Raw genomic sequence first — 13,986 nt, 5'->3', positions numbered from 1 at the left:
TTATTAAGCTCTTTTGCTATATAGAAGAATAGGAGGTAGGCATAATTACGACCTACCTCCTATATCAATTTAAAATTACCCTAACTTAACTGTCATGTTTGTTACTTTACCATGTCTGATATCTTCAGCCTGTGTTCCTCTAACTGTGTCTCCGTCAACAACAATGGTTTCACCGTTTCCGTAAGTTAATGTGTACTCAATAGCTTTGGCTGCGCCATCACCGTATGTGTCCACTTTCTTCGCGTTTACATACGTCAATTCACATTTTCCTAAGAACATACAAGATAGTTCACCGTTGTCTGTAAACATCCAACTCGGAAGGATTGGAGATAACTTGCAAACAAGCTCATCATTTTCAAACTTAAATGGCTTACCACCTGTCATCATCACAAACCACATATTCATAAACTCAATCGTTGAACCACTTAAGCGAGATACAAAGCCTCGGCCATGTAGCTTCGGATTAGGGTTAGCACTACTAGCAATGAAAGAGCTATTCTCTAACGTACTTCTGCCATAAATTTGCGGATCTAAGAAAGGAATTAACGCTGTTTTCATATCATCATAAAATTCTGCAGCCAACCCTGACTTAAGTGTCGCTAATAAGTATTTATATTCCATATGCAAGAATACTGACTCATTTTCTAACCATCCTGGTGTAAAGGCGTTGGCACGTCCAAGCTCATTAGACTCTTCTTGAATCGACATTGACGTTTTGTACATACCAAGCTTACTGTCGTAAATATCAGAGGCACGTACTGCATCATAAATCTTTTTCGCTTCTTCTTTATCTTCTGTTAACTTTAATGATTTAACTATTCCTTCAAGAAACGGTGTGACTGCTTTCGGTGTCCACTCTAACTCAGAAATCGCTGGTACTCCATTTTCTAACGAGTTTTTCGGTTCAAAGTAGAAGTAAGTAGGAACAAGCTCTCCATTAAATTCACGAGCTCGCTTAATTCCACTCTCGACTCTCGACTTAATAATTTGGCTGATCTCTTTTAGTTCACTTACCGTATACTGAACTTCTTCACCACTAATGCCTTGATAAATCGTCTCACGGTAGTTTTCTCTAAGAGTCGCAACTTCATGCCAGTACTGATCATCATTGATTGATGAAGCTTCAACTTTCTTAATTGCGTTTACAACGCCAGTTAAGAAATCAGCTGCTTCAACTGGAAGTGCTACTTTCTCCTCACCATCTACCTCTAAAAGGATGTCAAATAGACGTTTAACTTCAAATAATTCAGAAGTACTAGCACCAATCATTCCTGGTAAACCATTTAAAGAGTCGTTCCAACCTGGTTTATCTGATTCCATTTCAACACCTAATCCCATTGGGGCTAGTGTCGCAGCTTTTACAAGGCCGAGAAGGAATAACTTAGAATAAAGTGTTGTTTTATAAACATCACCTTGTCCATGCTTATCTTTTACCCACATCACGCCATTATTTTGAGCAGCTTCATGCTCTTTTTGCTTGTCTTCATAGACAGCACCATACTGACGTAACTTTCCATTGTTAACAACGTATTTATCAGCACGTTTCTTCACTCTCGCTGGACTCTCGAAGAACTGGTAGTCTTTGTTGAAATATAATTCGTTCACTTTATCCGGATAAATTGCTAAGTAACTTTCGACTAGATCAAGGTTATACGTCCAGTGGTCCATCCAGTAACCTTCACCGAATTCAGCTTGGAATAAATGCTCGGAAACACTTAACACTGCTGTTAAAAACTCATCAAAAGAAGTTGATAATGTTACTGCTTCATCCTCAAGGAAGTGTTTAAGCTCTCCAGGCGTATAAGAAGAATTGAAGAAATTCCTTACCATTTCTTTGGATTCTTTTGTTACGAATGGCGTAAAATCAAACGAGTTAGCGTCGATTGAGAATCTAACACCCTTCACCCCAAGTGGGTTGTATCCATCTAATTGAATTAAGTTCATAAACATTTTTAGATTATAGTCTTTTACTCTTGGCTCAAAAAAGACATCACAACGGCGATTTTGGTTGATATCACGATAGTTACCGTTTCCTTGAGAATAGTAAGTTGGACTAAGTGAGAAGAAGTTATAATCTCTTTCTAAGTCACCATGCTTACGTGAATAAAGATAATATAAGTTTTGTTTATCTTCTTTCTCAAACACAAACGGGAATCCACCACGTAGACCATTATCTAAATAACTTTGACGACTATAGGCATCGAATAGTGGTTGTCCTGTCTCACATTTGATTGGTGCCGTAATTTGATCTGTAATTGTTGTTGCAGTTTCTTGCATCGCTCGCAAACGAGGCAGTGTAATATGTTCTTTCACGTACGAATTAACTGTTGCAAGATTACTCGCATGACCAACAACCGTGTACAATTCTAATTCTTCATTTGCTGCTAGTGTCACATTCGTTGCAGTAAAACCACATGATACTTTATTCGTCGTGTAGGCTTCTTCTGCGACTAACGTATCGATGCTTTGGCTTATGAAGTTTTGAGGTAGTTGTAACGTTGTATCAGTTCCAAAGATGATATCACGATCAACAATTGGTTCTGCTAACTTCTCTTCACCACGATAAGATACAAGACTCATGAAGAAGTTTCCTTGGTGTACTTCTTTCACTTCCGCCGTATCTTCCATGCTACCTCTTAATTTATAAAATGGAATGTTATTTTCTAAATTATAGACATCAAACCAACTCTTGATCGTATTCCCTAACTCTTTATATGCAGCATTCGGAACACCACTTGGAAATACGCTTGGTAAACCATCTAACAACTCAAACTGTCTCTCTTTATTTGAGATGTTTTTGAATGTTACATGACGAACAAGACCAGCTACTGGAGATTCGGGAAGAATAAAATACTCTACTGTCATTTTAATGCCATTTTCTTGATTGATGTATTCCAAAGCAAGTTTATTTTCTGAAATCTCCATTGTTTCCATAACGTCAGATTTATGTTGTGACGAGAATGGCTCTAAAAACGTCATTTCTCCATCCTCTAAAATTTTAATAAATGTCCTAAAACCTTGAACTTGCACAAGCTGGTACGATTTATCTGCCGGTAAAAATTCCATAATTGCGTGGTCTTTATCTTGCACGCCAAAGCTCGCAATCCCTTGGCCGCGATTTACATAAAATACCCACATTGGAATGCCATCTACCCCAGCGATCCCCGGTAAAAAACTAGAAAATGTGGGGCGTTGCTGAAAGTTTTCAATTTGAAAATTTTGATTTTCTTTTAGTGAATACATGTCAGTCCTCCAAATTTTATTGATTATATGACCAATGTTGCAATTGCACGTCGATCCACCTCAATTTCAACATAATTATCTTCAATTTGAATGGTAATAGATTTCACTTCTTCTGTTTCATTCAATACGACTAATACAATCCCACCATTTTCGTTTCTAAACGCTGTCGAAGAAAGACCTTCAATACTGGTATCAAGTCCAATTCTCTTTGCACCTGGTTTAATGAATATACTAAAGTGACCAATATAATAAGTAAGAACTATTAAAATGAAGTTCATCAGTTTTTGTATCGGCGATGATCGGTGCATCACAATAATTACCAACATGGTTCGGTCCACCATTCTCATCCAACACTAAGTTCCAATCAAGAAATCCTTCTAACCAGTTATTCATATCACCAATAATGTTTCTTGCGTATCTTTCCCATGTATGCCAAGCGCCTAGTTGCACGCCACCTTCAATACATCCTTCTGTAAAAATAAGATGTTTATCAGGGAATGCTTCATGAACCATGGAAAGATTTTCAAAGTCTTCAGAGACATACCAAGGGTTGAAGTTTGAATAAGTCGAATGCATTTCTCTATCATAGTAATCCCCCTCTAATTCTTTTAAAAAGTTAAACGTATTTTTCGTTTATAATTTTGTAGCTTTCACAATTTGTTGATAACGTTTTGCACTATCTTTCCAATATCTTTCTTGAGTCTCAAAATCAACATAGATCATACCAAAGCGCTTCTCATAACCAAATGCCCATTCAAAGTTATCAAAAAGCGACCATAAGAAGTATCCAGCCACATTCATTCCTTCTTCATTTAACTCTTGAACTGCTGAAATGTGCTTTTCAATATAGTCTGTGCGCTCTTTGTCATGAACAGATCCATCAGCTTCTAGAACGTCATCGAAAGCTGCGCCATTTTCAGTAATATAAATTGGCAAGTCCGTATACTCTTTTCTTAAACGGTGAATTAATTCTTTAAATTCAGCTGGTGATACATCCCAGCCCATCCCAGTTTTCGGATAGTCCGAATGAGCATTAGTATATAGGGCATAATCAATACTAGTAAATTCTACAAGTGCTCGATTGTAGTAGTTTATTCCAAAGAAATCACATTCAACTGAAATCGTTTCTAAATCTCCTGATTTGATATAGCTAAAATCGTGGACTTGTTTTGAGAAAAGGTTCACCATATCGATTGGATAACTGCCTTTAAAAATTGGATCTAAAAACCAACGATTTGTATATCCGTCGAAATTGTTACAAGCAATTTGATCGTTAAACGAATTACTAGCTGCATATGCTGGAGATAAATTTAACGTAATTCCAATAGGTGTTTTAGAATTTAATTTACCTTTTAATAGTTTTACGGCCTCACCATGAGAAAGAAGAATATGATGCGCAGCTTTTAATCCTTCTTCAATATTTTTATGTCCTGGTGCATGATGACCAGCGTGGTAACTCAAGAAACTAGCACACCATGGTTCATTGTGTGTAATCCAAGAATGGACATGCTCATCTAATTCTTCAAAGCACTTCTCCGCAAATTCTATAAACCACGAAACAGACTCTCTATTAATCCAACCACCTTTTTCATAAGCCCACATTGGTAAGTCCCAATGATAAATAGTTGCCATTGGCTTAATGCCTGCTTCTAATAATTTAGCAATTATCTCTTTGTAAAATTTCATTCCTTCTTCGTTATATACACCTTGCTCGGGAAAAACCCTTGGCCAAGCAATTGAAAAACGGTAAGAGTCAACGCCCAAATCTTTAATAATCTGAATGTCTTCTTCAAATCTATGATAATGGTCACAAGCGACATCGCCTGTATCACCATTCAATACTTTACCAGGGGTTCTAGAGAAAGTATCCCATATTGATAAAGAACGTCCACCTTCGTTATAAGCTCCTTCAATTTGATACGAAGATGTAGATGTTCCAAAAATAAAATCTTTTGTAAACTTCGACATAAACAATGCTCCTTTTTTATTCTTTAACTGCACCTGCTGAAATACTACTGATAATATATTTAGATAAAAATAAGAATGCTAACATAATTGGTACTACTGAAATAGCAATTCCTAAATACATTGCACCTAGGTTTTGAGCTACTTGTGAGCCTCTTAAAGCCCCCATCATAACCGGTAACGTGTATTTTTCTGGGCTAAATAACACAACTAACGGCATAATGTAGTTATTCCACGAGCCAATAAATGTAAAGATTGCCATCGTTGCGACTGCTGGCATCATAATAGGAAAAGCAATTTTATGGAAAATCTTAAATTCTCCTGCACCGTCAATCCTTGCGGCTTCTAATAATGAACTATGCAACGTTGACGAAAGGAATTGTCGCAAGAAGAACACAATAAAAGGTGATGCTATTGGCGGAACAATTAATGGAATATACGTATCAAGAAACCCAAAAGTTCTGATCAAGTCATAAAATCCAATCAATCCTAATTGTCCAGGTACCATCATTAATACTAAAACTGAGACAAATAAGAAGTTACTACCTTTAAACTTATAAACAGCAAATCCATAAGCCGTTAGCGCTGAGAAATATGAACTTAATACCGTTACACATACCGCTATAAATAAGCTATTAGCAAAACCTCTCCATAAATTCATATAACTGATCAATACATGATAGTTATCAAGTATTGCCTGTCCAGGTAACATTGTAAAACCATGCCTTAAAATATCCGCATTTGATCGTGTTGCGTTAATAATCATCATATAAAACGGTATAAAGCTAATAACCACAAGTAGAATTAACAAGGCGTAAAGAATCGCCTTTACTATATTAGTTTTATTCAAAACCCTCACCCCTCTTTTACACTTTTTCTATACATGGCTTTAAAGGTTATTAAAGAGAAAACAACTGTAATCACAAATAACCCATAGGCAACAGCTGCAGCATACCCGTAGTTGTTAAAACGAAATGCCTGATTGTATAAATATAAAACCATTGTATTTAATGACCCTTGTGGAGATCCTGTTCCATCTGTAATTAACATTGGAAGGTCAAAGATTTGTAATCCTCCAATTAGAGAAGTAATTAATACATATAGTAAGATAGGCTTCAATAATGGGATGGTTACTTTAGTAAAGGTCTGAAAGCGATTTGCCCCATCAATAAGTGCCGCTTCAAAATAATCCTTCGAAATCCCTGAAATCCCAGCCATTAAAATAATGAACGTATGACCAAACCACATCCAAGCACCAATTAAGGCAACTGACCATCTTGCCGTCGTTGGATTAGCCAACCAATTGATAGGTTGAGAAATTAATCCTAGGTCTAGTAATAAGTGATTGATTGTTCCATGATGCCAACCTAATAAAATGCTGAATAATAAAGCGACAGAGGCAATAGTTATTAAATTTGGTAAATAAAATAGCGCCCTAAAAAATCCTAACCCCTTCATATTTAAGCGGATATCAGAAAATAAAATAGCTAGTAAAAGAGCGATACCAATTTGAAAGAAAAAGTTTATTCCCCAAATGTATAACGTATTGAAAAAAGCTTGTAAAAAGTAAGTGTCTGTTAAGAGCCTTGTATAGTTTGCAAAACCAATAAATTCCGGACTTCCCATACCAGAATAGCTAGTAAAACTGTAATAGAACGTTAACAAAATTGGGTAAATAGTGAACGTAATGAAAATGATAAAGAAAGGTAAAATAAATAAGTAGCCGTAATTGTTAAGTTTTTTCATATAAACCCTTCCTTCTCCCTTCTTAATTAATAAGAGGAGCTAGCACAAGAGCCACTCCTCTTATTGAAAATAGTTAATCTTTATTGTTGATCTGGTGTTTTAATATGTGGATAAGCGTTTCTAACTAAATTATAAAATTCTTGAATTGCTTGTTCTTTTGTTCTTGCTCCCTCAATATATTCCACTACCATATTACCGAACATCTGATCGATTTGCTGGTCATATCTTGTAACAAGACCAGGGTTAATTGATTGAGCTTCATCTAGGAAGAACGTGTAATTGTTTTGACCATTTAAGAAAGGCTCAGTAAACTCATCTTTAATTTTATCTGTTACAGGAAGGTAAGATAATACATCTCCAGTTTCTAACGCCCAGTCAGTTAAGAACTCTTCTTCATGTGTCATCATTTTTACAAATTCCCATGCTAAATCTTTTTTATTTGAAACACTATAGATCCCTAACCATGTTCCACCCCAAAAGTATGGGTTTGGTCCATTTGTCACAGCCCAATCTCCGACTGTTTCTTCAGTATTTAACTTTAATACGCTGTGTAAACCCCAAGTCGGTAACGCGTATGCAAATACTTCTACTTCATTTGTAGCGTTCTCATCAACTGCATCCCAACCTGCATTATAATTAATTGGAGCATCCATTGCTGCAAACCATGCCGGAGACCATTCTGGTGCAAATGCAGTTAAATCTTTTTGACGAAGTTCTTTTGCATAATCAAAATGATTTATACGTCCTTCAGTCATAATTAATTCGTCATTCTCATTTACCCAAGGTTGAGGATCTTGCCCTTGTGCAAACCAACGTACAGCTCCTTCGTCAGGGAATAAGCGATAACCTGCCGCCTTCAGTTTCTCACCAGCTTCGAATAACCCTTCCATTGAAGAGAACATTTCGCCAATTACTTCAGGATCATCTGTTCCAAGCACTTCTTCTGCAATACTTCTTCTATAAAAGATTCCGCCTGGTGTTGTTTGCCATGATAATGCTTTCACTTCACCTTCAGTATTACGTCCTAATTCAAAAACATAATCGATAAAATCATCTTTAATGTCTTCTACATTATAAGGCTCTTGTGAAAGAGTTTCCCAATAACCTTGTTCAATCCAATCCTTAATAAATACTAACTCTCCTGTAAAGACATCTGGTGCTCCTTGGCCACTTTCTAATACAGGTCTTAAGCGTGTTGGATAGTCTTCAATTGGAACAATTGTTAACTCAACTTGTACATCGTGTCTTTCTTCAAATACTTCAATAGCATCTTGAAGCTCATCTGTAAAAGACCAAATTCTTAGTGTTTCTTTTTTCCCTTCGCCTGCTTCATCAGCTACACCACAAGCTGCCAAACTAATGCCTAAAACAGAGATTAATAACAGCATTAGAATTTTTTTCATTTTCTTTCCCCCACCTTTTTTAATATAATTTTGGTTTCCGATTTAGGAAACTTTATCCAAAGTCCGCTTTCGGAGTAAATTGTTATACAATTAAAATTCCAAAAGGAACTATAGATAATAATACTATTGAAAAAATTAACAAACCGCTTTCAGATTAAGATAAAAATATAACTATTATTAGCTTTTCTTACTCCCAAAGCGCTTTCGGTAATGTCATAAAAAAATAACAATTCCAAAATGACTAAATGATATCGTGAAGAATAATTTAAGGATTTTTCCAAACCGCTTTCGGTTAAAGGGTAGTAAAGAGATAATGTACTTTTTATCTCTTATCCCCCTCACATTTTCCTAGTTGATTCGCGAACCTTAAGCTCTACCGGAATGGTAACAGCTGAGAATACCTTATTGCCATTAATTTGATCTAATAGTACTCTTGCAGCATTTTCACCTATCAAATCTGTATCTTGCCTAATCGTCGTTAGCTTCGGATTAGTATACCTACTTAATTCAATATCATCAAACCCAATGATTGAAAAATCTTGGGGACAATTTAACCCATGATCATTAATGGCGTTAATTGCACCAATGGCCATCATATCCCCAGCAGCATACACCGCTGTTGGCCTGTCACCTAACTCTATTAACTGTTTCATCGCATTATATCCACCTTCGTAGGAGAAATATCCTCCTTCAACAATAAATGTAGATGGTATGTTTAATCCAAATTTCCCTGTAGCATGTTTAAAGCCTTTAATCCTCTCAATTCCAGCATAAGTACTTTGGTGCCCACTGATATGAGCAATTTTCCGGTGTCCAAGCGAATAAAGATGCTCAACCGCCATTTCACTGCCCAAAAAATGATCACTGTACACGACACTTGACTTATCACTATGCAAGTCAATAACTACGCTTGGAATTTTCGAGTCCATTAGTTTCACAACTTCGGGGTCATCGTACTTCGTGCAAACAACAATTATCCCATCTACGCCACGGTGTAAAGCATGATCTAAATAATTTTTCTTTTCTTCGCCAATATTTTCACTTAAAAATATAAGATCGTAACCTATCTTTTCAACGTGTTGTTTAATACTTTGAATAACAGCACTAAAGAATGGATGTTTGATCCCTACACCAAGGTGTTCGATAAAAATAACTCCTAAAGTCCAAGACTTCTTTGTAGTTAGCGAACGGGCAATTGAGTTAGGGTAATACCCCATCTCCTCTACTGCTTCTAATATAATTTTTTTTGTCTTGGCGCCTACATCAGGATAATTATTTAACGCTCTAGATACAGTTGTAATTGAAAATCCTGTTTTTTTTGCAATATCGTATATAGTTGCCACTGATCAATTCCTCCAAATCCGAAAGCGCTTTCGATACCCTTATATTATAACTTTATTTATAATAAGTCAAGAAGTCTATGAATTATTTTTTGTGATTTTTTGAATGAATTTATTTGATTTTAAAGATATCTATTTTTTCAGATAGAGTATCAGCCAACTCAGTTTGACTTCTTGAAGATAGTACAATCTTTTCAGTACTATTCTTTTGTTTATTTAGGTGTCCTACAATAGTGGATACCGAATCCTTATTTTTTTGAGACAGAGATTCGACATCAATTATCGACGAATTTACTTCTTGGATTGTTGCTGAAATTTCCTCTGATGTTCCTAATAAATGATCAGCTTGGTTTAAAAGTTCATTTACTGAGCATTCAATTGTTTCAAAGGAAGAAACAATTTTTGAAATTAATACTATCCCTTCAGAAATTCCGACTTCATTTCTATTAAGAGACTCTATAGATTGTTTTGAACTTTCACTTATCCCTAATACAATTCTGTTAATATCATCGGAAGCCTTTGAACTTTGACTAGCAAGTTCGCGAATTTCTTTAGCTACAACTGCAAATCCCTTTCCATTTTGACCAGCTCGTGCAGCTTCTATACTCGCATTTAACGAAAGTAAATTAGTTTGGTTGGCAATATCTTTAATTGAATTTACAAACTTCCCTATTTCGTCTAGAGAGGCAATTAATTGGGAAACATTTAATCTTATGTCAGTAGAGTTATTCGTAATTTTATCAAACTTTTCAACACTATTTTTTATTAATGTTGTTCCAGAATTAGCTTGTTTATTTACTTTCTCAATTTCTTTAGAAAAATCATTAACTGTGTTAACAACTCCCGACACACCAATTGCAATGGTATCTAACGCTACTGAACTTTCTTTTAAGTTAATATGTTCTATTTCAACACTTTTGTTTATTTCTTCTAATAATAATGCAACTTCCTCAATCGAGGTTAGATTTTCTTCTGTTAAGGTCAGCAAATCCGTAGCAGAACTAGTAAAATTTGAGGACGATTTCTGAATCCCTTCAATCAGTATGATAGTATTTTCATGCATAGATGCTAAACTTTTGGAAATCTCACCAATTTCATCATTCTTCTTTAAATATTTTTTATCAACCATTGTACGATAATCATAATCGGAGAACTTCGAAACAGTCTGTGATAATCGTGATATTGGATATAATTTGAAATGTAAATAAAACAATGTTGCTGTCCCTACTCCAACAAGCAATATTGTAAAGATTACCGAAGAGATAATAGCATCATCTAACTGTTGTTTTTTTAACTCATCGATTGATACACCAACAAACAAGACACCTTCTACATCACCAGTTACTGACTTAATCGGATAGTAGCCCCCCTGAATTTCCCTTCCGTTCTCTAGGCTAAGTTGTTCTATCACAACTTCACCTTTTTCGATTACTGTTTCAACTATTTCTGGATCTTCTATCTCTATGTCTACAAGGCGAACCTCTGGAGTATTGACAACATCATCACTAGTATCAAAAATGGTCGATACTACACTCTTGTTTCCATTAAAAATTGATACTTCTGTTCCAGTAGCATGAACAAGATAATCAAAATAGGTATTATCTAGGAAATTAGAAATTTCAACAAAACCAACTAAATCATTTTCGGCATTATATATTGGTCCAATTGAACGTAATACCATTCCGTGCTGGTTAACAGACTGACTTTCTAATCTATTTTTAGTCTGCTTTGCATCAATCAAAAAAGGATCAGATTCCCATCCTCCCCGGTTGTTGTTAGAGTAATAAATCGCATTCAATTCAGGTGAATAGATTGTAAGTAAATTCGTATTGAAATTTCTAGCAAAATTAAGGTGATACTTATAAGCTTCCTCTTTTATTTGTGCTCTAATTTCTTCAAGATCGTTACTTGAAAGCTGTTCCTGAAAAAAACTAGAGGTTGCGATCGACTCAACAAGTGCTGCCAATCTTAAATTTTCTTGCTCCATAATTGTGTTAAAAATTAAATAGTTTTTAGCATGACTATCGTGCATTACTTGATTTGAATACTGATAACTTCGATACATCAATGTACCACTAACAATTACNAAAGAAAGAAATAATGAGATTATAACAAATAACGTTACTTTAGCCNTAAGTGATTTTCTCAGCACTTCCACCTCCATCTTTATTGCTGTCTAGTTTTCCAAAGCGCTTTGTTAAAAAAATGATTTCTCCCCCTTCGTATGTTAAGTTAACTACATATCCCTTTCTTTCGAAAGCGCTTTAGTTTCTAGTTTATGTTTATTGATTTCTGTTGTCAATGCTATATGTTGATAAATATAGTAAATTTTCGAAATATCTTAACTACTTAAACTATTAGCCTTATAATACTGAAGCACCCTGGAACACTCTCACCCACTAAGAGGGTGTAACCCCGTTTTTCTGCAAAAATAGGAAATTTATTGTTTTGAATACACTTTGGCTAACACCTGTTTAGTTAATTTAATTCACTGTATGAGCTTTACCCAGAGCTATTTGCAATCTGACTACCGTTTAAATCGAACTTTTCTGTTTCGGGGGTATAATGAAAAATAATGATAAAAGATCAGTGAAGTTAAGTTAGGATCGGGTCCGGTAGACTGATTGATTAAGCGAGAAAGCCACTGGAAAAACGTAACAGAAAAAATAAATAGGAAATAAAACTACCCTTCGCCACAACAGCAAAGGGTAGTTTTGCCTACCTCTCATGAAATGCTCGAACAATTGAGGGGGAGGAACTTAATACTAAGATTTATTATCATTTAACTTTGCAACAACCTCTGTATATGCATCTTCAGTAAATTTGTAGAAATACATAATAATCAAACGAATCAGTGAACCTAATGCAGGGAGTAAGGCGATAACAAAGAACAATCCTTGTAATGTAGCAGGGTTTTGTGCTTGGTTTGGTACATAATTGATTATTGTTAAAATGACACCAGTTGCTCCACCTGCAATAGCAACAGATAGTTTTCCTGTAAAGGTCTGACCGGAGAAAGTAACCGCTTCAGCACGCTGTCCAGTTCTCAACTCTGTAAATTCAATCGTTTCTGCAAGCATAGTTGAAATAAGTGGACCGGTTGCTGTATACAAAATCATCGTAATTGTTAAAAATGCTAGAACGACAGTCGTATTGGTATACCCTGAAAAATAAAAGGCAAACCTGACAACGATATCAATAATTAGAATAGTCATTAAGATATGCTTTTTATAGAAACGTTTCGTAAGCATCGGAATAAAGAAAAACCCGAGACAACTGAGCAAGCTGATAATACCAAATACCGCTAAAAGTGAAGCGTTTCCAAGATTGTAGGTGAAAAAGAATATATTCAATCCTAAAGTAATATTTACAAAGATATTACAGAAAAAAGTAGCTAGTATCATAAACATTGGTTTATTTCCCTTGATGACTTTGATGGCATCACGGATTCGCACCTTAGTCGCTGGTGGTTCAACTCTTTCTCTTGTTTTACGGAACCCATTGATCATTAATGGTAAACTTAATAAAGATAAAATCACAACTGCATAAAAGAAGCCATCATCAAGATTACCACCACCTAAAAACTGTGCAAGTGGCGTAAATAAGAGCGTTGGAATTCCAATTCCGACAAAAACTCCCAAATTAGCAAATGTAACAAGTTTTGTCCTTTCCTGAGGATCTTGGGTCATGACCGCAGACATTGACCAAAAAGGCACATCAGAAACTGTATAAATCAGACCCCATAATATATAGGTCGCTCCAGCAAATAAAACACTGGCTGTCGGCCCTAAATTTAACGGTGCAAAAGCGATAATCGTAATAAATGTGATAAAAAATGGAGCATATAATAGGTACTGCCTAAACTTACCGTGCTTTGAACGTAAAGTATCCATAACCGATGCCATGAATGGATCATTGATTGCATCAAAGGTTCTTGCAATTAAGAAAATCGCACTCGCAGCTAATGCTGAAATCCCTAAAATATCCGTATAAAAATAAAGTATAAAAGTACCAACTAATCCAAAACTGATACACTGTCCCATTCCATAACCAAAATAGGAAAAAACCTCTTTATTACTGATTGGTGTTTTTATTGGTCTCATCTCTTTCTCTTGCATCGGTATACCCATGCTTCTTCCTCCTCGTATAGTAGCTTATAGTCCTCTTTTGAGGGAATTACCATTTAATTAATTGCTCTTTAACAACTCTAGGTTTTCTTTATTAAGATTTCCAATTCGTTATCTTTTTGTACTCGAAATATTATTTCAAGACTTCTTATCAACACTTTC

Annotated in this window: 8 protein-coding genes and 1 pseudogene; all 9 read right to left on the bottom strand. The window is 35.4% G+C overall.

The window, feature by feature from the left end; all coding sequences use genetic code 11:
• Positions 1-75: 75 nt before the first annotated feature.
• On the bottom strand, positions 76-3,243 hold the full coding sequence (locus tag BKP37_RS02700; RefSeq protein ID WP_071308156.1) for a hypothetical protein: 3,168 nt from the start codon (positions 3,241-3,243) through the stop codon (positions 76-78).
• A 23-nt stretch (positions 3,244-3,266) separates the two neighbouring features.
• Positions 3,267-3,795 (bottom strand): annotated as a pseudogene (locus tag BKP37_RS02695) (glycoside hydrolase family 30 protein); the annotation flags it as partial.
• Positions 3,796-3,876: 81 nt separating this feature from the next.
• Positions 3,877-5,211 (bottom strand): GH1 family beta-glucosidase, encoded by a 1,335-nt coding sequence (locus BKP37_RS02690; protein WP_071308155.1) that lies wholly within the window; start codon positions 5,209-5,211, stop codon positions 3,877-3,879.
• 16 nt (positions 5,212-5,227) lie between these two features.
• Positions 5,228-6,058 carry a carbohydrate ABC transporter permease gene (locus BKP37_RS02685; RefSeq protein ID WP_071308154.1) on the bottom strand — a complete coding sequence of 277 codons (831 nt, stop codon included), beginning with the start codon at positions 6,056-6,058 and terminating at the stop codon, positions 5,228-5,230.
• 5 nt (positions 6,059-6,063) lie between these two features.
• Entirely contained in the window at positions 6,064-6,954 is an 891-nt protein-coding gene (locus tag BKP37_RS02680; protein ID WP_071308153.1) for a carbohydrate ABC transporter permease, read from the bottom strand.
• 80 nt (positions 6,955-7,034) lie between these two features.
• Positions 7,035-8,357, bottom strand: coding sequence for an ABC transporter substrate-binding protein (locus tag BKP37_RS02675; protein ID WP_071308152.1), 1,323 nt, complete (start codon positions 8,355-8,357; stop codon positions 7,035-7,037).
• A gap of 338 nt (positions 8,358-8,695) precedes the next feature.
• Positions 8,696-9,700 (bottom strand): LacI family DNA-binding transcriptional regulator, encoded by a 1,005-nt coding sequence (locus tag BKP37_RS02670; protein WP_071308151.1) that lies wholly within the window; start codon positions 9,698-9,700, stop codon positions 8,696-8,698.
• 109 nt (positions 9,701-9,809) lie between these two features.
• Positions 9,810-11,729: a methyl-accepting chemotaxis protein gene (locus BKP37_RS02665; protein WP_425424971.1), complete on the bottom strand. Its 1,920-nt coding sequence runs from the start codon at positions 11,727-11,729 to the stop codon at positions 9,810-9,812.
• A gap of 733 nt (positions 11,730-12,462) precedes the next feature.
• Positions 12,463-13,827 (bottom strand): MFS transporter, encoded by a 1,365-nt coding sequence (locus BKP37_RS02660; RefSeq protein ID WP_084034514.1) that lies wholly within the window; start codon positions 13,825-13,827, stop codon positions 12,463-12,465.
• Positions 13,828-13,986: the final 159 nt, after the last annotated feature.

The sequence above is a fragment of the Anaerobacillus alkalilacustris genome (genome assembly GCF_001866005.1).
Lineage (GTDB): Bacteria > Bacillota > Bacilli > Bacillales > Anaerobacillaceae > Anaerobacillus > Anaerobacillus alkalilacustris.
The sequence above is the reverse complement of the archived record's forward strand: the minus strand, read 5'-3'. Positions and strand labels throughout refer to the sequence as shown.

Coding starts and splice junctions, on each gene's coding strand:
- BKP37_RS02700 (WP_071308156.1), bottom strand. CDS start 3,243: ATGTATTCACTAAAAGAAAATCAAAATTTTCAAATTGAAAACTTTCAG.
- BKP37_RS02690 (WP_071308155.1), bottom strand. CDS start 5,211: ATGTCGAAGTTTACAAAAGATTTTATTTTTGGAACATCTACATCTTCG.
- BKP37_RS02680 (WP_071308153.1), bottom strand. CDS start 6,954: ATGAAAAAACTTAACAATTACGGCTACTTATTTATTTTACCTTTCTTT.
- BKP37_RS02675 (WP_071308152.1), bottom strand. CDS start 8,357: ATGAAAAAAATTCTAATGCTGTTATTAATCTCTGTTTTAGGCATTAGT.
- BKP37_RS02665 (WP_425424971.1), bottom strand. CDS start 11,729: ATGCACGATAGTCATGCTAAAAACTATTTAATTTTTAACACAATTATG.
- BKP37_RS02660 (WP_084034514.1), bottom strand. CDS start 13,827: ATGGGTATACCGATGCAAGAGAAAGAGATGAGACCAATAAAAACACCA.